Source organism: Rhizobium sp. A37_96, from assembly GCF_053521765.1.
Genome location: NZ_JBNWDS010000001.1, coordinates 73,089 through 91,766, shown reverse-complemented (window position 1 = coordinate 91,766; position 18,678 = coordinate 73,089). Strand labels below are relative to the sequence as shown.

Sequence of the window (18,678 nt, the reverse complement as noted above, 5' to 3'; positions counted from 1 at the left end):
TCCTCGAAGCCAGGGAACGGTTTTCGGACCCCCTCGTGCCTGTTCGAAACGGAGAGACGCCATGAGCGCTGTGACATATACCATTACCTTGCAGAATTGCGCCTTCTTTGCCCGCCACGGCGTGCATGACGAGGAGGAGTTCCTCGGCCAGCGCTTCTTTGTCGATGCCGAGCTCGATGTGGACGCGGGCGACGCGCTGGAGCGCGACTCGATCGACGACACCGTGAACTACGGCATCGCATTCAGTGTCATCGAGGAAATCGTGACCGGGCGGCGGCGCTATCTGATCGAAGCGCTGGCGCTCGATGTGGCAAAGGAATTGTGCCGACGTTTTCCCAGTATCCGCCGCGCCAAGATCACGGTGCGCAAGCCCAATGCCCCGGTTCCGGGCGTCCTCGATTACGTGCAGGTGAGCATTGAGCATTTCGCCTGAAGATGCGGCCGTGCGCGCGACGCTCGGCCTGGGTGGCAATCTGGACAACCCCGTCCACGCAATGGCGCTTGCCTTGCGGACACTCGATGCGCGCGCCGATTGCCAGGTGATTTCGGTGTCGCGGCTTTACCGCACGCCGCCCTGGGGAAAGACGGATCAATCCTTCTTTTACAATTCCTGCGCCGCCATCGATACGACCCTGGCGCCGGAGACATTGCTGGACGTCTGCCTCGATATAGAGCGGCAGATGAAGCGGGTTCGAATCGAGCGTTGGGGGCCGCGGACGATCGATATCGATGTCCTGACCTATGGTGATCTGGAACGAATCGAGTCGCTGCTGACGATCCCGCATCCGCGCATGACGGAACGGGGTTTCGTGCTGATGCCGCTTGCGGACTTCGCGGCCGATCTTGTGGTGAAGGGCCGGACAATCGGCAACTGGCTGGAGAGCGTCGATGTCGAGGGCATCGAGATCGCAAATGAAAGCTGTGACTGGTGGCGAACGGCGTGACCATGGATATAAAAGAAAAGGCCGGCGAAATAGCCGGCCTTTTTCTATTCCCGAAATGATGTCCGAAGACTACTGGATCGACCCGACAGCCATCTGGTCGACATCGGCGCGCTTGAGCGTGACGCCGATGACCGGCACCATCTGTTCGCCGACCTTCACCGAGATGGTGACGTTCATCGACTTGCTGTCCGCAAGGCGGGCGATCATGGCGCCATTGAGCTTCTGTCGGTTCAGTCCGAGGACGACGGTGCCGTCATTGACCGTGCCCGAGGTAACGTCGAGGCCCTTGCCGGCCGCGCCGTCCAGGAACTTTCCGCTATAGGAGCCGCCGCTCTGCGTGATTTCCGCAGACATCGGCTGCTGGAAAACACCGACGCGGCAGGTGCCGTCGAGCTTGACGCCCGCATTGCCGCCGTCGGACGGCTTGCCGGTGAGGTTGCAGGTGAACTTCGTGCCCTTGTACTTGCCGGCCACGATTTCGCCGGGACCGCTCCATACGCCGGATATCGACTGGAAGAAGGCCTTGTCGCGGGGCGCCGCGTCGGCTGATTGCACCCAGACGCCGGTCGGTATGGCGGCGGCGGCAAGGCTGCTTACAAGAAGAAATCGACGCGAAAACATGGACATTCCCTAGCGAGGCGGAACCGTAAAACTGGTTCTCACTTTTGCCCTAGAATGGTTAATGCTTGGTTTCCGAGACGCTAAAACACTGGTTTTGCGGGTGATCACGTCGGATTGCGGCCGGTGACGTTCGGCGTGAGGTCGCCGGCGAAATCGGCAATGCCCGGTCTCTTGAGCGACTTGAAGGGAAGCGGCCGGCAGAGATCCATCGCCGCAATTCCGATCCGGGCCGTCATCATGCCGTTGACGACGCCTTCGCCAAGGCGCGCGGAAAGCTTCGATGCCAGGCCGTGGCCGATCAGCTGCTGGACGATGCTGTCGCCGACGGCGATGGAGCCCGTGACGGCCAGGTGAGCGAGCACATCGCGCATCAGCCTCACCATGCCGAGCGTGCCGGGCCGGCCGCCGTAGAGCTCCGCCATGGCGCGGATCAGTTTCGCCGCCTCGTACAGGACGTAGAGAATATCGACGAGGGCCCGGGGGCTGATGGCGGTCACGACCGAGACTCGTTTCGAGGCGCCGAGAATCAGTGCGCGGGCGCGGCGGTCGAGCGGCCCGAGGAGCTCACGCTCCGCGAGATCGATCAGCTGCGGCGCATCGATGATGTCGTCTTCCGCCGCCTTCAGCGTTGCGCGGCCTCTTGCCGTGTCCGGATTGGCTTCGAGCAGCGAGCAGAGGCGCTTGACCAGCGCTTTGGCGCGTGCCGGCCGGGTTTCGACCGCTGCGGCTTCCGCCTCGGCCTTGATGGTCTGCACTGCCGCCAGCCGCATCATCCCGGCCGTTTCGCGGACGACCATCGCCAGAACGGCCAGGATGCCGACGATCACGACCGCAAGAGCGGTATAGCCGAGCCAATCGGCCCGGCTGAACAGATCGCGGATGAGCTGATCCGTCCACAGGCCGAAGGCGAGCGACACCAGAATTCCCAGCGCGCCGAGCGCCACCTTGCCGAAGGAGAATCCCCTGCGACGGGGCTTGGCGATAGCGTCCCCGCCGGAATCGGCGCCAAGTGCGGGATTGATGAACGGATCCTCGGCGTCGGGCGTGAGCACGATATCGGTATCGAAGCTTTGCGGCCTGCGCGCCGCCGGCGGGGTCGCCTTGATATCCGTCTCTCTTCTGGAGACCTCGGGTTCCAGGGCAAAGGCAGCGGGGCGGCGGTTACCGTTCTGGTCGTTGTCGGTCGGTTTCGTCATGCGAGACGGTCTCCGAACAGGAACTGCATGGCGCGGTCGAGGCGGATGTGCGGCACTGAGAGCTTGATGCCTCCACCGGTTTCGTCCAGCTCCGGCGGGCGGAACCGCACGACGTTCACCTCGGGCAGATGGACTTTTGCCCCATTGGATTCAAGGGCTTCGAACAGCCAGCGCGGATTTTCCGGGAGGTCGCCCGGAAAGACCGCCGTCTTGCGATTGCCGTCGAACGTCTCGCCCGCGATGGTTTCGTTGTCCATCGGCGTGCCGACGATGACGGGCAGCGTCTGCCCGTCGCGGGTCACGGTGGCCTCGCGGGTCGCGCGCACCGAGGCGATGGCCATCACGTCGATGCCGGCGCCCGCCATGCCGATGCGCTCTATGGCGCGTTCGACGAGACGGCGCGTCAGTGCCTCCAGCCGGTCATGGCTTTCATGATGAAGATGGTCGGCCTTGGTCGCGGCAACGAGCACGCGATCGATGCGGCGGCCGAGCAGCGAGGAAAGGAGAGAGTTGGTGCCGGGGCGAAAGCAGGCCAGCACGTCGGTCAGCGCCCGCTCGAGATCCTGCACGGCTTCCGGGCCGCGATTGATGGCCTGCAAGGCATCGACGAGAACGATCTGCCGGTCCAGGCGGGCGAAATGCTCGCGAAAGAACGGTTTGACGACGACGGCCTTATACGCCTCGTAGCGGCGCTCCATCATGGCCCATAGCGAACCTTTGGGCGCGCTGCCTTCTGCCGGCAGCTTCAGCGGCGTGAAGGTGAGTGCAGGCGAGCCGTCGAGGTCGCCCGGCAGGAGGAAGCGGCCGGGCGGCAGCGTCGAGAGCGAGCGTTCGTCGGATTTGCAGGCCTTCAGATAATCGGCAAAGGCGGTGGCGAGGTCGCGGGCTTTCATTTCGTCCGCAGGCGCGGAGACGTCTGTCGCATCCGTCATCACCAGCCAGTGACTCGATAGCTCGGCGCGAATGCCGGTGTTCGCCAGTGCCAGTGTTTCCGCGCTGAAGGTGCGGAAATCCTTGGCGAGCAGCGGCAGGTCCAGCAGCCATTCGCCCGGATAATCGACGATATCGATAGACAGACGCCCCAGCGAAAACAGGCGGTTCCAGCCGCTGGCGCTTTGATAGTCGAGCGTGATGCGCAGCTCGGAGATGGCCCGCGTCGAATCCGGCCAGATGCGGTCTTTGACGAGTGCGCGAATGTGGTCCTCGTATTGAAAGCGCGGCACGGCGTCGTCGGGCTGGGGTTCGAGGCGAACGGCGGAAACGCGACCGGATTGCACCGGCTCGAACAGCGGCAGACGCCCGCCGTTCAGGAGGTTATGCACCAGGGAGGAGATGAACACGGTCTTGCCCGAACGCGATAGGCCGGTGACGCCCAGACGAATTGTCGGATTGACGAGGCCGGCTGCGCGATCGGCGAGATTGTCAAAGGCGATCAGGGCGTCGTCGGTAAAAGAGGTCAGGCTTGGGGGCAAGGCGGGATCCCTGGGTGACAGCGTGACCGTGAATATAGGGATCGAAACTTGCTCCGAAAAGATGAGCGGGTTTACGCCTGCAATCGGGCAGGCGCTCTTCGTTTCTTATTGCTGGACGTTCCTACTCGGTGACGAAGTCGGTCAGAACCCAGCCCGATGGCGACGAGTCGATAACGGCGAGCCCGGCCGTCGGAAATCCGCGTGGGAGAGTGTCGGCCAATGCATCGCGCCCGATCAGGGAGGCGAGCGTCAGCTCGATGATCGGATTGTGCCCGACGAGCATGACCGAGTCCTGATCGGTCTGGCCGGCAATGAGCGACAGGTAAATGTCCAGCGTGCCGTTATAGATGGCATCGACAAAGCGGAATTCCGTCGAGGGCGTCACGGCGCGGCGCATGGCCTCCGCGGTCTGGCGGCAGCGCAGCGCCGTGGACGAAATGACGAGGTCCGGCTTGTAGCCTTTGTCGGCGGCTTCGTCCGCGACGATTTCCGCAGCCGCATAGCCGTTGTCGCTCAGGGAGCGGTCGAAATCCCTCTGGCCGGGCGCAGCCTGCTGGGCCTCGGCGTGACGCAGGAGATAGATCCTGAAAGGCGGCGGCGAAATGCTGGTCATGGCGAAATTCCGGAGTTGGATTTCCTTAATGACGTAGCGTCTGTTCACATATGCCGTCAACTGCCGCGCGACCCGTCCGAGGGGCGCAATGAGCCGGCCTCACGCGAAGGTTACAGACACGGCAAATTTGATCGCGGCGAAGAAATGATGAAAAAATAGACCCTTAGCCGAATTTTATGACAAATTTAAAAATCAGTTGACAGCATCTATTTGGCTTGAATCGGTCCTATCGGTTGGGATATACAGCCCAGCCATATGAGATGTTCTTCAGGAGAATCGCGTTGAGTGAGAAGATCGATCTTAGCAATTATGTGCCCTCGGAAGACGAGGAGTTCATGAATACGAACCAGCGGGCCTATTTCCGGTCGAAGCTGGTGGCCTGGAAAAATGATATCCTGAGAGAAGCGCGCGAAACACTGGATCATCTGGCAGAAGAAAGCGCAAACCATCCCGATCTTGCCGACCGGGCTTCTTCGGAAACAGACAGAGCCATCGAGCTTCGGGCTCGTGACCGCCAACGTAAGCTTATCTCGAAAATCGATGCCGCATTGCAGCGTATCGATGACGGTACTTACGGCTACTGTGAAGAGACGGGTGAACCGATCGGCCTGAAGCGTCTGGACGCTCGTCCGATCGCGACATTGTCGATCGAGGCACAGGAACGCCACGAGCGCCGCGAAAAAGTTTATCGCGACGAATAAGCGAACTGCCGGTCTCGGCAGGGCTTGCAAAAATAAAAGGCACGACAGGAATAGCTGTTCGTGCCTTTTTGATTCCCGGTGTTTGACGACCGGTACTACTTGTCGCGGCTGACGCTCATTTCGCCGAAGATGCGAGCGACTTCCTGCTGGAGGGCGCTGTCCGCCCCGGTCATCGGCGTGAGCTCGGGTTCGACACGCTTTGCCGGGCCTGGAGTTTGCGATGGTGCTGGTGCTGGTGCCGCACTCGGCTGTTGCTGCACCTGCTTAGGCGGCGTCACATTGGGAATGATCCGTTCGGCGGTCAGATTCTTCGACATTTCTGCTTCCAGCACGCGCTGAAAATCATTGCCGGGTTCCGCAGCACGCTGGGGCGGGATGGAAACTGCGGGCTCGACAGGCTCTGGCCGGGCGGGAGCAGGCTGCTGCTGCGGCAGGACGACCTGGCGGGCGGCGTCCAATATATCGGCGGCTTCGGCTTCGCTGATTGCAGGAGCGGGTTGAGGAGCCGGCTGCTGCGGTTTGACTGCAGCCGGCTGCGGGCGTTCGGCCATGCGTGGTGCCGGTGTCGGTTCTGGCGCAGGCGCGGGTGCAACGGTCGGCTCGGTGCGCAAATAGGCTTCGATCTTGTCCTCCGTGGATTGCCGACGCTGTGGAAGCGCGACCGGAGGAGTATCAAGCTCGGGTGTCTTTTTCTGGAGTTGCTGCGGATTTTCATATGCGACGGGAATCTCGACGGGCGTTGCGGCGGCGCCTGCTCGCGTGGCGTCGGAAATACCGGACTCGATCACGATATCGGTGGGGCCGCCGATCATGATCAGATGTTCGATCCCGTCGCGCCGGACGAGCACGAGGCGGCGGCGGGCATCGACGGCGGCGGCGTCCAGCACCTGCAGCCGGGGCTGGCGGTTCTTGCCGCCACGCACGAAGGGAGAGGGCGCCCGGCTGCGCAGGATCCACAGGATGCCGATCAGGACGAGAAGGGCAATGCCAACCCCACCGGCTGCGAGAAAGAAACGGCTGCCATAGGCTCCGGCGATGTCGTCCAACATGTCGAGATACTCCGTAATTGTCCCGATGTCGCGGTCTGTTTGCAACCAGGGCGAGTAGTTGCTTTGACCTTGCCTCTCATATGCGGCGATCATATGAACAGGATTGGGCCGGAGACAAGAAGAGATTGCAGTCCGTTGTGCGCTATTGCCTGTGAATTCAAGCCTTTCTGGCCCGGCAAAGCTTTTTGCCGATGACGCAAATTGATAAAGAAGATTCGAAAGGTCCGACTCCCGCGATCCCTAACGTGTATGACATGTCGCAAGGAGAACGGCTGGTACGAGGGGTTTATGACGAAGCAGCGTCCGTCCGACGAGTATAGCGTGCCGCTGGTGGATCGCGGAGTTCGTTCGGGAACTGCGCTGCGCATCATTTTGCTTGCGCTCGTTCTCATGGCCGCGGCCGCGGCCTTCGTCGTCTTCAAGAGCCAGCTCGACAATGAGGCGGTGCTCGGCGGCCTCGGCATTCTTGCCATGGTCGGCATCTTCTTCCTGGTTTCCTCGATCATCGGTTTCGTCGAGGTGATGCCGCAGCCGCAGTCCGACAGCCTGGCGCGCTCGTTTCTCAACAGCCACCCGGACGGGACGCTGATCACCGATGAAAAGGGGCGCATCGTCTACGCCAACACGGCCTATGGACGGCTGACCGGCGCCACGAAGGCGACGGAGGTGCAGTCGCTGGAAATGCTGCTGTCGCGCAATCGTGAATCCAATGAGGCTCTTTATCGTCTTGCCAACGGTCTGCGTGACGGCAAGGAGGGATCCGAGGAGTTCCGCCTGCTGAACTCGCTCGGACCTGCGGACGGAAACAGCAACGGGGCGCATTGGTATCGGCTGAAGGCGCGTGTGCTGCCGCCGGAACAGGGCAGCAGCAAAATTCTGCATATCTGGCAGGTTACAGACATCACCTCCGAGCGTGACGACCAGGAGCGCTTCTTCAAGGAGCTGCAGAACGCGATCGATTATCTCGATCACGCACCGGCGGGCTTCTTTTCCGCCGGCCGCAAAGGCGAGATCTTCTATCTTAATGCGACGCTTGCCGAATGGCTGGGCTTCGATCTGACGAAGTTCGTGCCGGGTTCGATGACCATCGGCGATCTCGTGGCCGGCGAGGGGCTGGCGCTGATCCAGTCCGTTCAGGCTGAACCCGGATTGAAGAAGACGGTGACGCTGGATCTCGATCTGCGCCGCTCCAATGGCCAGAGCCTGCCGGTGCAGATCGTTCACAGCGTCACGTCGATGCGCGACGGTGCTCCCGGCGAGAGCCGCACCATCGTCCTGACCCGGCAGAGCGGTGCAGGCACCGAGCAATCCGCTTCCGCGGCCGCGATGCGTTTCAGCCGCTTCTTCAACAATACGCCCATGGCGATCGCTTCCGTCGATGGCAACGGCCGCATCCTGCGGACGAACGCGCCGTTCCTGAAGCTCTTCGCGGATCTGGTTTCGCGTGATGATATCGAGCGTGGAGCTGCGCTAGAGACCATCGTCAATGACAGCGACCGGTCGCGGCTGCAGCAGGCGCTGGTTGCAGCAAAGGATCGGCAGGGCGATATTCCGCCGATCGACTCCCGCAATCCGAAGGACGACACGCGGCATTTCCGCTTCTATGTCAACGCCGTCATCGACCAGACCGACGAGGCGCCGGAGGAGGCTGCCATCGTTTATGCCGTCGAAGTGACCGAGCAGAAGGCGCTTGAGACACAGATGGCGCAGACGCAGAAGCTCAATGCCGTCGGCACGCTCGCAGGCGGTATCGCGCACGACTTCAACAATGTGCTGACCGCGATCCTTCTGTCTTCGGACCATCTGCTGCTGCAGGCCAGGCCCTCCGATGCCAGCTTCGCCGATCTTATGGAAATCAAGCGCAACGCCAATCGCGCGGCGGTGCTGGTGCGGCAGTTGCTCGCCTTCTCGCGCAAGCAGACGATGCGGCCGACGATCCTCAACCTGACCGATGTGATCGGCGATCTGCGCATGCTGGTGGACCGGCTGCTGTCGGGCACGCACGTCAAGCTCGACGTCGACTACGGCCGCGATCTCTGGCCGGTGAAGACCGACCTGTCGCAGTTCGAGCAGGTACTCATCAATCTTTGCGTCAACGCGCGCGATGCCATGCCCGGCGGCGGCACCCTGACGCTGCGCAGCCGCAATCTGCTTGCGGCCGATGTCAGTGCCTTCAACTATGCCTATCTGCCGCATGAGGACATGGTTCTCATCGAAGTCAGCGATACCGGCACGGGTATTGCGCCTGAAATCATGGACAAGATTTTCGAGCCTTTCTTCACGACGAAGGAAGTGGGCAAGGGCACCGGCCTCGGCCTTGCAATGGTCTACGGCATCATCAAGCAGTCCGGCGGCTATATCCAGCCGGAGTCGGAAGTGGGCAAAGGAACGACCTTCCGCATCTTCCTGCCGCGGCACATTGTCGAAATGCCCGCCGTAACGGAAGCGAAAGCGCCGGAAGGCCGGGGTGCCGCTGCCATGGACCAGAGCGTCGCGGCGGTGGCTCCGCCGGAAGAGCCGGCCGATCTGACCGGCAAGTCCGCGGTCGTGCTCCTCGTCGAGGACGAGGAGGCGGTGCGCCGCGGCGGAAAGCGCATGCTGGAAACGCGCGGATACACCGTCTACGAGGCCGGCTCCGGCGTCGAGGCGCTCGACATCATGGACGAACTCGACGGCCAGGTCGATGTCGTCGTCTCCGATGTCGTCATGCCTGAAATGGACGGACCGTCATTGCTGCGGGAACTGCGCAAGAAATATCCGGATATGAAGTTCATCTTCGTTTCAGGCTATGCCGAGGACGCCTTTGCCCGCAATCTGCCGGCGGATGCGCAGTTCGGCTTCCTGCCGAAGCCATTCTCGCTAAAGCAGCTTGCCGTCGTGGTGCGCGAGACGCTGGACAAGAAATAGGCGAAGGGACGATTTTCGTCCCTGCATGTTGCCGATCGTAGCAAAAAGGTGCTACCCACTGCGCATGATCGACATTGCCAAGCCCATTTCCCTTATGTGGTGGCGCTCCATCTAGGAGCGGCAGTCGTCATGTCTTGAAATCGACCCTGCCGCCGTGATCGGCAGGCATGTCCATTTCCGTCTTCCTTCCCGATTGCGGCGGCTCCTTTTGCGGAGCAACAAAATGTTTTCCCCCATCGATACCCGTCCCGTCATCCTGACGGGCGACCGGACCACCGGTCCGCTTCATCTCGGTCATTATGTCGGGTCGCTGAAAAGCCGCGTCGCGCTTCAGCAAAGCCATCGGCAGTTCCTGCTGCTGGCGGATACGCAGGCGCTGACGGACAATGCCCATGACCCCGAAAAGGTTCGTCGAAACGTTCTCGAAGTCGCCATCGATTATCTCGCTGTCGGCATCGATCCGGCGCTGACGACGATCTGCGTTCAATCCGCCCTGCCGGCGCTGGCGGAATTGACGCTGCTCTATCTGAATTTCGTCACGGTCAGCCGACTGGAGCGCAATCCGACGATCAAGACAGAAATCCAGATGCGCGGTTTCGAACGGGACGTGCCAGCCGGCTTTCTCTGCTATCCGGTGGCGCAGGCGGCCGACATCACCGCCTTCAAGGCGACGGTCGTTCCCGTCGGCGAGGATCAGGCACCATTGATCGAGCAGGCCAATGAGATCGTCCGCCGTCTCAACCGGCAGATCGGGCGCAATGTTCTGGTCGAGGCCGAGGCCATGGTGCCGCGTGTGGGCCGCCTGCCAGGCGTCGATGGAAAAGCGAAGATGAGCAAATCCCAGGGCAATACCATTCCGCTCTCGGCATCGCCTGATGATATCAGCGACGCGGTGCGGCGCATGTATACCGACCCGGACCACTTGCGCGTCAGCGATCCCGGAAAAGTCGAGGGAAATGTCGTCTTCACCTATCTCGATGCCTTCTGCGAGGACCGGCAATTGGTCGAAGACATGAAGGCGCATTATCGTCGCGGCGGCCTCGGCGACGTTACCCTGAAGAGACATCTGGAAGAGGTGCTGCAAACGCTGCTCGCGCCAATCCGTGAGCGGCGCGCGCGCTATGCCGCCGCGCCGGACCATGTCATGGACGTCGTGCGCGAGGGTACGCGAAAGGCAAGGGAGCGGACGCAGGCGACGCTTGCGGAGCTGCGATCCGCCTTGGGCCTGTTTACCCTGGATTGAGCATTCCGCGGAAAGGCAACGAGACCTTTCTGTCCGGAACAGAAACGAAAGCGGCCTGACGTTTCAGGGAAACGCCAGGCCGTATTCCAACATGAGATAGTGCGACGCTCTGATTATTCGGCCAGAGCGACGGCGATTTCGGCGGCCAGACGTGCGTTGTTCTCGACAAGCGCGATGTTGGTCTTGAGGCTGCGGCCTTCCGTGATGTCGAAGATGGTGCCGAGCAGATAAGGCGTCACGGCCTTGCCGGAGACTTCGTCGCGCTCGGCGCTGTCGATGGCGCGCTGGATATAGATTTCCATTTCCTCACGCGGGATTTCGGCGGCTTCCGACACAGGATTGGCGATCAGCATGCCGCCATCGATGCCGAGTTGTTCGCGCGTCGTCTGGAAATTGGCGATGGCGGCCGGGCTGTTCAGCGTCAGCGGACTTGCGAGGCCGGAAGAGCGCGACCAGAAGGCCGGGAACTCGGTGCTGTCATAGGTCACGACCGGAACACCACGGGTTTCCAGCACTTCGAGCGTCTTCGGAATGTCGAGGATCGCCTTGGCGCCGGCGCACACGACGATGACGCCGGTGCGGGAAAGCTCTTCGAGGTCGGCCGAAATATCGAAGCTCTCTTCTGCGCCGCGATGCACGCCGCCGATACCGCCGGTGGCGAACACCTTGATGCCGGCGCGGGCCGCGGCGATCATGGTGGCGGCAACGGTTGTGGCGCCGGTGCGGCGCTCGGCGATCGCGAAAGCGATGTCGGCGCGCGAGACCTTCATGGCGCCTTCCGTCTTGGCCAATGCTTCCAGTTCTTCCGGCTCGAGACCGATATGCAGGGTGCCGTGAATGACGGCGATGGTCGCCGGAACGGCGCCTTCCTGACGAATGATCTGCTCGACGCTGCGGGCCATCTCGATATTGCCGGGATAGGGCATGCCGTGGGTGATGATAGTCGATTCCAGGGCGACGAGCGGTGCGCCGCGCAGCTTGGCGGCGGCGACTTCCTTCGAATAGGAGATCGGAAGCAGTGGCGAGATAGGCTGGGTCATTGTCGTTTCCAATTCACTGAAACAGTATACGCGTTTTGAACAGGCTTCATGACAGAATTTCGGCCTTGGGAACAAGGGCCAAGGTTGTCTTTAGCAGTTCCGGAGAGAGATTTTCTGCCGTGGCATACGGGGACTGCACGGTGATCGCCGCGGCGGCAGCGCCGTGGCGGACGGCTTCCGCGAGATCGTGGCCGGCAAGCAAAGCGGACAGAACACCGGAAGCGAGGGAATCTCCCGCCCCGGTGACATCGGCGACATTATCGACGACGGGCGGCTGCAGGCTGACGACGGCATCGCGCGAGAACGCGATCAGCGCGCGCTTGCCGCGGGTGATCACGCCATTGCGCAGGCCGAGCGCGCGCAACGCGCTTATCCATTCGCGCGGATCTTCCGGGCGGCTTTCGGTCAGCGCGGCGGCTTCGGCCTCATTGAGGAACATATGGTCGATGCCGGCAAGGCTCGGCTTCAGCCGCACGACTTTTGCGGGCGAGATCGCAATGGCGGCGACGGGCTTGCCGCATGCGGCGGCTCTTGCCGCAATCGCGGCCAAAGTCTCGGCCGGCAGATTGGCGTCGCAGAGAACGAGGTCGGTATCGTCGAAAGCGTCGCGGACGGAACGAATCGACAGCCGCCTCGGAACGAACAGCTTGTAGAGCTCCATATCGGCAAGCGCGATGACGAGATTGCCGTCATTTTCCAGGATCGCGGTATAGCTCGGCGTCTTGCGGTCGAGGAAGACGAAGGGCCGATCGTCGATGCCGGCATGGCTGGCGGCTTCCGCCACCATCTCGCCTGAAGGATCGCCGCCGCGCGGCGAGATCAGCCGGACGTCGAAGCCGAGACGCGCAAGGTTGCGGGCTGCGTTGAAACCGCCGCCGCCGGGTTCCTCGAACCATCCGCCGGGATTGCTGGCGCCGGGCGCCGTCTCGCCGAAGATGCGGCCGCGCCGGTCGATATGGGCGCCGCCGAGAACGAGAATCTTCTTCGCCATATGGTTATCCTCAGCAATCGGAAAGACGAATCGGGCAGGGCAACGGCACGTCCGAATTAATCGCCCCGGATCCGTAAGTGTCTGGGAAGAAAGAAGAAAACAAAAGTAGAACGGAATTCATTTTACCTTTTTCTTTCAATTGCTTGTTGTGCCCTTGCGATAAAAGAACAAATAGAGTACAGAATTCTCATCGGCGGCGACATTGCTAGAGCGGCTTCAATAACCTAAAGGTGGATCGAATGTCTCAGAATTCTTTGCGGCTTGTAGAGGACAAATCGGTGGATAAAAGCAAGGCACTTGAAGCGGCACTCTCTCAAATTGAGCGGTCGTTCGGCAAGGGCTCGATCATGAAGCTCGGCTCTAACGAGAATGTGGTCGAAATCGAAACGGTTTCCACCGGCTCTCTGAGCCTCGATATCGCCCTCGGCATTGGCGGCTTGCCGAAGGGACGCATCATCGAAATCTATGGGCCGGAAAGCTCCGGCAAGACGACGCTGGCGCTGCAGACCATTGCTGAGGCCCAGAAGAAGGGTGGCATCTGCGCCTTCGTCGATGCGGAACATGCGCTCGATCCGGTCTATGCCCGCAAGCTCGGCGTCGACCTGCAGAACCTTCTGATCTCGCAGCCGGATACCGGCGAGCAGGCGCTTGAAATCACCGACACGCTGGTGCGCTCCGGCGCCGTCGACGTTCTCGTGGTCGATTCCGTCGCGGCATTGACGCCGCGCGCCGAAATCGAAGGTGAGATGGGTGACAGCCTGCCGGGCCTGCAGGCCCGTTTGATGAGTCAGGCGCTGCGCAAGCTCACGGCTTCGATCTCGAAGTCCAAGACCATGGTGATCTTCATCAACCAGATTCGTATGAAGATCGGCGTGATGTTCGGCTCGCCGGAAACGACGACGGGCGGCAATGCGCTGAAATTCTATGCCTCGGTTCGCCTCGACATCCGCCGTATCGGCGCGGTCAAGGAGCGCGAAGAGGTGATCGGCAACCAGACCCGCGTCAAGGTCGTCAAGAACAAGATGGCGCCGCCCTTCAAGCAGGTCGAGTTCGACATCATGTATGGCGAAGGCGTTTCCAAGACGGGCGAGCTGGTCGATCTCGGCGTCAAGGCCGGTATCGTCGAAAAGTCCGGCGCCTGGTTCTCCTATAACAGCCAGCGTCTCGGCCAGGGTCGCGAGAATGCGAAGATCTTCCTGCGCGACAATCCGGATCTCTCCCGCGAGATCGAATTGTCGCTGCGCCAGAATGCCGGCCTCATCGCCGATCGCTTCCTGCAGAATGGCGGTCCCGACGCCGATGATGGCGACGCGTCCGGCGAATAATGATTTCCGGGGAGCAATTCCTGGCTTGAGACTAGACTAAAAAACCGAAACCGGCCGTATTGTCCAAGGGATGTGCGGCCGGTTTTGTTCGTGCGGCTGGACAGCGCCCGGAGCGAACGATAAAAGCCACTGACTTTGATGCAAGTTGCCGAGCGCAGTACTGAAGGGCCCCATATGAGCGGTGTGAATGAAATCCGGTCGACCTTTCTCGACTATTTTAAGAAAAACGGCCACGAGATCGTGCCGTCGAGCCCGCTCGTACCGCGCAACGATCCGACATTGATGTTCACCAATGCCGGCATGGTGCAGTTCAAGAACGTTTTCACCGGCCTTGAGCAGCGTCCCTACAAGACGGCCTCGACGGCGCAGAAATGCGTTCGCGCCGGCGGCAAGCACAACGACCTCGACAATGTCGGCTATACCGCCCGCCATCACACCTTCTTCGAAATGCTCGGCAATTTCTCCTTTGGCGATTATTTCAAGGAGCGCGCCATCGAGCTTGCCTGGAACCTGATTACCAAGGAATTCGGGCTCGACGCCAAGCGTCTGCTGGTCACGGTCTACCATACCGACGACGACGCCTTTAACCTGTGGAAGAAGATCGCCGGCCTTTCGGACGACAAGATCATCCGTATCGCCACGAGCGACAATTTCTGGGCGATGGGCGATACCGGTCCCTGCGGCCCCTGTTCTGAAATCTTCTACGACCACGGCGATCATATCTGGGGTGGCCCTCCCGGTTCTCCGGAAGAAGATGGCGACCGCTTCATCGAGATCTGGAATCTCGTCTTCATGCAGTTCGAGCAGATCACCAAGCAGGAGCGTGTCGATCTGCCGCGTCCGTCGATCGATACCGGCATGGGTCTCGAGCGCGTCGCCGCCGTTCTGCAGGGCAAGCACGACAACTATGATATCGACCTGTTCCGCGCGCTGATCGAAGCCTCCGAAGAGGCGACGGGCGTGAAGGCAGAGGGCGAGCACCGCGCCAGCCATCGCGTCATCGCCGACCATCTGCGCTCGTCCGCCTTCCTGATCGCCGATGGCGTGCTGCCGTCGAACGAAGGCCGTGGCTACGTGCTTCGCCGTATCATGCGCCGCGCCATGCGCCATGCGCAGCTGCTTGGCGCCAAGGAACCGCTGATGTGGAAGCTTCTGCCGGCGCTGATCCAGCAGATGGGCCGGGCCTATCCTGAACTGGTGCGCGCCGAAGCGCTGACATCCGAGACGCTGAAGCTCGAGGAGACCCGTTTCCGCAAGACGCTGGAACGCGGCCTGTCGTTGCTGAACGATGCCACCTCGGATCTGCACAAGGGCGACAGCCTGGACGGCGAAACCGCCTTCAAGCTCTACGACACCTATGGCTTCCCGCTTGACCTGACGCAGGACGCACTGCGCGCCCGCGGCATCGGCGTCGATATTTCCAGCTTCACCGATGCCATGGAGCGGCAGAAGGCCGAGGCGCGCTCGCACTGGACCGGCTCCGGCGACAAGGCGACCGAAACCATCTGGTTCGAGCTCAAGGAAAAGAACGGCGCGACCGAATTCCTCGGCTACGACACGGAAGCAGCCGAAGGCGTCATCCAGGCGATCGTCAAGGACGGCGTTGCCGTCGACAGCGCTGCTGCCGGCGACAAGGTACAGATCGTCGTCAACCAGACGCCGTTCTATGGCGAATCCGGCGGCCAGATGGGCGATACCGGCGTCATTTCCAGCGATAACGGCAAGCTGACAGTCGGCGATACGCAGAAGAAGGGCGAGGGCCTGTTCGTTCATATTGCCGAGGTTTCGGACGGTGCGATCAAGGTTGGCGATGCCGTCGTGCTGACGGTCGATCACGCAAGGCGCTCGCGCCTGCGCGCCAACCATTCCGCCACGCATCTGTTGCATGAAGCGCTGCGCGAAGTGCTCGGCACCCACGTTGCACAGAAGGGCTCGCTCGTTGCGCCCGAACGGCTCCGCTTCGACGTTTCACATCCCAAGCCGATGACGGCCGAGGAATTGAAGGTCGTCGAAGAAATGGCGAACGAGATCATCCTGCAGAACTCGTCGGTGACGACCCGCCTCATGAGCGTCGACGACGCGATCGCCGAAGGCGCCATGGCATTGTTCGGCGAGAAGTACGGCGATGAAGTGCGCGTCGTTTCCATGGGGCAGGGCGTGCGCGGCGCAAAGGCCGGCAAGCCCTATTCCATCGAGCTTTGCGGCGGTACGCATGTGTCCGCGACCGGCCAGATCGGCCTCGTGCGCATTCTCGGCGACAGTGCCGTCGGTGCCGGCGTTCGCCGTATCGAAGCGGTTACAGGCGAATCCGCGCGCAGCTATCTCGCCGAGCAGGACGAGCGCGTGAAGAACCTCGCCTCGACGCTGAAGGTCCAGCCAGCCGATGTCGTCTCGCGCGTTGAAGCGCTGATGGATGAGCGCCGCAAGCTCGAGCGCGAATTGGCTGACGCCAAGCGCAAGCTTGCGATGGGCGGCGGCCAGGGTGGCTCCGTCGACGCAGTTCGCGAGGTCAACGGCGTGAAGTTCCTCGGCAAGGCAATCTCCGGTGTCGATCCCAAGGATATCAAGGGTCTGGCGGATGAGGCCAAGGCAAGCCTCGGTTCGGGCGTGGTCGCCTTGATCGGCGTCTCCGAGGACGGCAAGGCGAGCGCCGTTGTCGCCGTTACCGAAGACCTGATCGGTCGGTTCAGCGCTGTCGATCTCGTCCGCATCGCGTCAGCTGCGCTCGGCGGCAAGGGCGGCGGCGGCCGTCCCGACATGGCGCAGGCCGGTGGCCCTGATGGCGGCAAGGCCGACGAGGCGCTTGAGGCGGTTGCAGCGGCTCTCAACGGCTAATACGCCAATTTCCCATTGATAATCAAAAGTGGCGGATGCTTCGGTATCCGCCATTTTCTTTTGCGGCGTAACTCCGCAGGATTTGTCAAATCCGGTTATGGTCTTGTCGGGCCGATCGGTTTGCAAGAGGTTTGACATGAGTGGTGGAACGGCGTGGACGCTTTATGAGACCCGGTTGCGGCGGGTTTCGGCCTATATCCATGAGCATCTGGATGAAGAGCTCGATATGGAAAAGCTCGCCGAAATCGCCTGCATGTCCAGCTATCACTGGCACAGGATCTATCGGGCGATCTATGGCGAGACGGCGGCGGCCACGGTCAAGCGGCTGCGGCTGCATCGTGCCGCCGGCGATCTCGTCAACACCCGTCTATCCATCAGCGACATTGCAAAGCGGTCGGGCTATCCCAACCTCCAGTCGTTCAACCGCATCTTCAGATCCGTCTACGGCATGCCGCCGGCGCGATACCGGAATGAGGGAAGCCACACGATCTTCGAACCCAGTACCCAAGGAAGGATCACGGTCTTGTTCGACGTTACGCTTCGCACCATCTCCCCGATGTCACTCGTCGGTGTCGCCCATCGCGGCTCCTACATGCAGATCGGCCAGGCTTTCGAGACACTGTTCGGCACCATCTTTGCCCGCGGCCTTGCGGGCCCCGACATGCGCATGATCGGCGTTTATCTCGACGATCCCGATGTCGTCGCGGCGGAGAAGCTGCGCTCCTATGCCTGCGTTACCGCCGGGGAAGGAACGGCGGCCGATGCGCCGCTGGAGCGGCGCTCGGTGGATGGCGGCGATTATGCCGTACTGCGCCACAAGGGCCCCTATGCGGATATGCACAAAGCCTATCAATGGCTCTACGCGCAATGGCTGCCGGCCTCGGGGCGCCAGCTCCGCGACACCGTCATGTTCGAGGAATATATCAACAATCCGCGCGACGTGCCGCCGACGGAGCTCCTGACCGATATCTACATGCCGCTGCAATAGCGGCATGTAGCGTGGTTGAGGATTTTCTCTCAGGGCTTTGTGTTTTCAGGCATTTGCCTGCTTGGGCATCGCGGCGTCGTCAAGTTCGTTGCCACGGCGATAGGCGTCGCGGTCGCTGACGCGGCTCCAATAGTCGATGAAAGCCGGGCGCTTCTCGATCGTCCCGAAGGCGAGGCCCCAGCCGACATGCGAACCGACATAGACGTCGGCGGCCGTGAAACGGTCGCCGGCGATGAAGGGCGAGGCGCTGACGGCCCGTTCCAGGGTGTCGAAGACATGGTCGAGGCTGCCGCAGCCGGCCATGCGCAGGCGTTCGGTGGGGATTTCGAAGCCGAGGGCGCGGTTGGTCACCGCCATCTCCATCGGCCCGGCGGCGAAGAACATCCAGCGGAAGTAGTTGCCGCGTTCGGCGGCGGTCGGCGCAAGACCGGCCTGCGGGAATGTTTCCGCCAGATAGGCGCAGATCGCCGCGCCTTCTGTGACGATGGTCTCGCCATGCCTGATGGCGGGCACCTTGCCCATGGGATTGACCGCAAGATACTCCGGCGCCTTCATCGTCGTGCCGAAGTCGAGATACTCGGTGCGGTAGGGTTGGCCGATCTCCTCCAGCATCCAGCGGGCGATGCGTCCGCGCGACATGGGGTTTGTGTAGAAAACGAGTTCCTCGGCCATCTGTCTCTCCCTTTTGTTGCGCGCATTCTTGCCATCGCTCCACTCCGGCGGCAAGATTCCAGGCAAAAGAAAACCCGGCGC

At 61.7% G+C, this 18,678-nt stretch carries 16 protein-coding genes; 8 read left to right on the top strand and 8 right to left on the bottom strand.

What is annotated here, in order from left to right; all coding sequences use genetic code 11:
* Window positions 1-61: 61 nt before the first annotated feature.
* On the top strand, window positions 62-433 hold the full coding sequence (folB, locus tag ACQZ6J_RS00470; protein ID WP_163990957.1) for a dihydroneopterin aldolase: 372 nt from the start codon (window positions 62-64) through the stop codon (window positions 431-433).
* The gene (folK, locus tag ACQZ6J_RS00465; RefSeq protein ID WP_449082712.1) at window positions 423-944 is read left to right on the top strand and encodes a 2-amino-4-hydroxy-6-hydroxymethyldihydropteridine diphosphokinase; all 522 of its coding nucleotides are present in this window, start codon (window positions 423-425) and stop codon (window positions 942-944) included. The genes folB and folK overlap by 11 nt, the downstream gene beginning before the upstream one ends.
* Window positions 945-1,013: 69 nt before the next feature.
* Here the strand turns inward: folK and ACQZ6J_RS00460 are convergent, their stop codons facing one another.
* The 4 genes from ACQZ6J_RS00460 to ACQZ6J_RS00445 form a co-directional block, all read right to left on the bottom strand.
* On the bottom strand, window positions 1,014-1,565 hold the full coding sequence (locus tag ACQZ6J_RS00460; protein WP_163990959.1) for a hypothetical protein: 552 nt from the start codon (window positions 1,563-1,565) through the stop codon (window positions 1,014-1,016).
* 104 nt (window positions 1,566-1,669) lie between these two features.
* Window positions 1,670-2,761: a YcjF family protein gene (locus ACQZ6J_RS00455; RefSeq protein ID WP_449081163.1), complete on the bottom strand. Its 1,092-nt coding sequence runs from the start codon at window positions 2,759-2,761 to the stop codon at window positions 1,670-1,672.
* On the bottom strand, window positions 2,758-4,233 hold the full coding sequence (locus ACQZ6J_RS00450) for a YcjX family protein (protein WP_449081161.1): 1,476 nt from the start codon (window positions 4,231-4,233) through the stop codon (window positions 2,758-2,760). Before ACQZ6J_RS00450 ends, ACQZ6J_RS00455 begins: the two co-directional genes overlap by 4 nt.
* Window positions 4,234-4,354: 121 nt before the next feature.
* On the bottom strand, window positions 4,355-4,846 hold the full coding sequence (locus ACQZ6J_RS00445; RefSeq protein WP_449081159.1) for a SixA phosphatase family protein: 492 nt from the start codon (window positions 4,844-4,846) through the stop codon (window positions 4,355-4,357).
* Between the two features lie 281 nt (window positions 4,847-5,127).
* Here ACQZ6J_RS00445 and dksA point away from each other — a divergent pair, with 281 nt between their 5' ends.
* Window positions 5,128-5,547 carry an RNA polymerase-binding protein DksA gene (dksA, locus tag ACQZ6J_RS00440; RefSeq protein WP_163990968.1) on the top strand — a complete coding sequence of 140 codons (420 nt, stop codon included), beginning with the start codon at window positions 5,128-5,130 and terminating at the stop codon, window positions 5,545-5,547.
* A gap of 95 nt (window positions 5,548-5,642) precedes the next feature.
* Here the strand turns inward: dksA and ACQZ6J_RS00435 are convergent, their stop codons facing one another.
* Window positions 5,643-6,596: a flagellar biosynthetic protein FliO gene (locus ACQZ6J_RS00435; protein WP_449081157.1), complete on the bottom strand. Its 954-nt coding sequence runs from the start codon at window positions 6,594-6,596 to the stop codon at window positions 5,643-5,645.
* A 288-nt stretch (window positions 6,597-6,884) separates the two neighbouring features.
* Between ACQZ6J_RS00435 and cckA the strand changes: the two genes are divergently transcribed.
* A complete protein-coding gene (cckA, locus tag ACQZ6J_RS00430) occupies window positions 6,885-9,503 on the top strand; it encodes a cell cycle histidine kinase CckA (protein ID WP_449081155.1) in 2,619 nt (872 codons plus the stop codon).
* A 223-nt stretch (window positions 9,504-9,726) separates the two neighbouring features.
* Window positions 9,727-10,746 carry a tryptophan--tRNA ligase gene (trpS, locus tag ACQZ6J_RS00425; RefSeq protein ID WP_449081153.1) on the top strand — a complete coding sequence of 340 codons (1,020 nt, stop codon included), beginning with the start codon at window positions 9,727-9,729 and terminating at the stop codon, window positions 10,744-10,746.
* A gap of 113 nt (window positions 10,747-10,859) precedes the next feature.
* Here the strand turns inward: trpS and ACQZ6J_RS00420 are convergent, their stop codons facing one another.
* Together ACQZ6J_RS00420 and ACQZ6J_RS00415 are read right to left on the bottom strand one after the other, a co-directional pair.
* Window positions 10,860-11,786: a pseudouridine-5'-phosphate glycosidase gene (locus tag ACQZ6J_RS00420; RefSeq protein WP_449081151.1), complete on the bottom strand. Its 927-nt coding sequence runs from the start codon at window positions 11,784-11,786 to the stop codon at window positions 10,860-10,862.
* Window positions 11,787-11,832: 46 nt separating this feature from the next.
* Window positions 11,833-12,777 (bottom strand): carbohydrate kinase family protein, encoded by a 945-nt coding sequence (locus ACQZ6J_RS00415; RefSeq protein ID WP_449081149.1) that lies wholly within the window; start codon window positions 12,775-12,777, stop codon window positions 11,833-11,835.
* 239 nt (window positions 12,778-13,016) lie between these two features.
* Between ACQZ6J_RS00415 and recA the strand changes: the two genes are divergently transcribed.
* The 3 genes from recA (at window position 13,017) to ACQZ6J_RS00400 (ending at window position 17,925) form a co-directional block, all read left to right on the top strand.
* Window positions 13,017-14,102, top strand: coding sequence for a recombinase RecA (gene recA, locus ACQZ6J_RS00410; protein WP_112797567.1), 1,086 nt, complete (start codon window positions 13,017-13,019; stop codon window positions 14,100-14,102).
* Between the two features lie 174 nt (window positions 14,103-14,276).
* On the top strand, window positions 14,277-16,937 hold the full coding sequence (gene alaS, locus ACQZ6J_RS00405) for an alanine--tRNA ligase (protein ID WP_449081146.1): 2,661 nt from the start codon (window positions 14,277-14,279) through the stop codon (window positions 16,935-16,937).
* A 136-nt stretch (window positions 16,938-17,073) separates the two neighbouring features.
* Window positions 17,074-17,925 carry an AraC family transcriptional regulator gene (locus tag ACQZ6J_RS00400; RefSeq protein ID WP_449081144.1) on the top strand — a complete coding sequence of 284 codons (852 nt, stop codon included), beginning with the start codon at window positions 17,074-17,076 and terminating at the stop codon, window positions 17,923-17,925.
* Between the two features lie 45 nt (window positions 17,926-17,970).
* On the opposite strand, the gene ACQZ6J_RS00395 is transcribed toward ACQZ6J_RS00400, so the two are convergent.
* Entirely contained in the window at window positions 17,971-18,597 is a 627-nt protein-coding gene (locus ACQZ6J_RS00395; protein WP_449081142.1) for a glutathione S-transferase family protein, read from the bottom strand.
* Window positions 18,598-18,678: the final 81 nt, after the last annotated feature.

What these genes read in the sequence shown, in the direction of transcription:
- folB (WP_163990957.1), top strand. Translation starts at nt 62, where the DNA reads ATGAGCGCTGTGACATATACCATTACCTTGCAGAATTGCGCCTTCTTT.
- ACQZ6J_RS00460 (WP_163990959.1), bottom strand. Translation starts at nt 1,565, where the DNA reads ATGTTTTCGCGTCGATTTCTTCTTGTAAGCAGCCTTGCCGCCGCCGCC.
- ACQZ6J_RS00455 (WP_449081163.1), bottom strand. Translation starts at nt 2,761, where the DNA reads ATGACGAAACCGACCGACAACGACCAGAACGGTAACCGCCGCCCCGCT.
- ACQZ6J_RS00445 (WP_449081159.1), bottom strand. Translation starts at nt 4,846, where the DNA reads ATGACCAGCATTTCGCCGCCGCCTTTCAGGATCTATCTCCTGCGTCAC.
- ACQZ6J_RS00435 (WP_449081157.1), bottom strand. Translation starts at nt 6,596, where the DNA reads ATGTTGGACGACATCGCCGGAGCCTATGGCAGCCGTTTCTTTCTCGCA.
- cckA (WP_449081155.1), top strand. Translation starts at nt 6,885, where the DNA reads ATGACGAAGCAGCGTCCGTCCGACGAGTATAGCGTGCCGCTGGTGGAT.
- trpS (WP_449081153.1), top strand. Translation starts at nt 9,727, where the DNA reads ATGTTTTCCCCCATCGATACCCGTCCCGTCATCCTGACGGGCGACCGG.
- ACQZ6J_RS00420 (WP_449081151.1), bottom strand. Translation starts at nt 11,786, where the DNA reads ATGACCCAGCCTATCTCGCCACTGCTTCCGATCTCCTATTCGAAGGAA.
- ACQZ6J_RS00415 (WP_449081149.1), bottom strand. Translation starts at nt 12,777, where the DNA reads ATGGCGAAGAAGATTCTCGTTCTCGGCGGCGCCCATATCGACCGGCGC.
- recA (WP_112797567.1), top strand. Translation starts at nt 13,017, where the DNA reads ATGTCTCAGAATTCTTTGCGGCTTGTAGAGGACAAATCGGTGGATAAA.
- alaS (WP_449081146.1), top strand. Translation starts at nt 14,277, where the DNA reads ATGAGCGGTGTGAATGAAATCCGGTCGACCTTTCTCGACTATTTTAAG.
- ACQZ6J_RS00400 (WP_449081144.1), top strand. Translation starts at nt 17,074, where the DNA reads ATGAGTGGTGGAACGGCGTGGACGCTTTATGAGACCCGGTTGCGGCGG.
- ACQZ6J_RS00395 (WP_449081142.1), bottom strand. Translation starts at nt 18,597, where the DNA reads ATGGCCGAGGAACTCGTTTTCTACACAAACCCCATGTCGCGCGGACGC.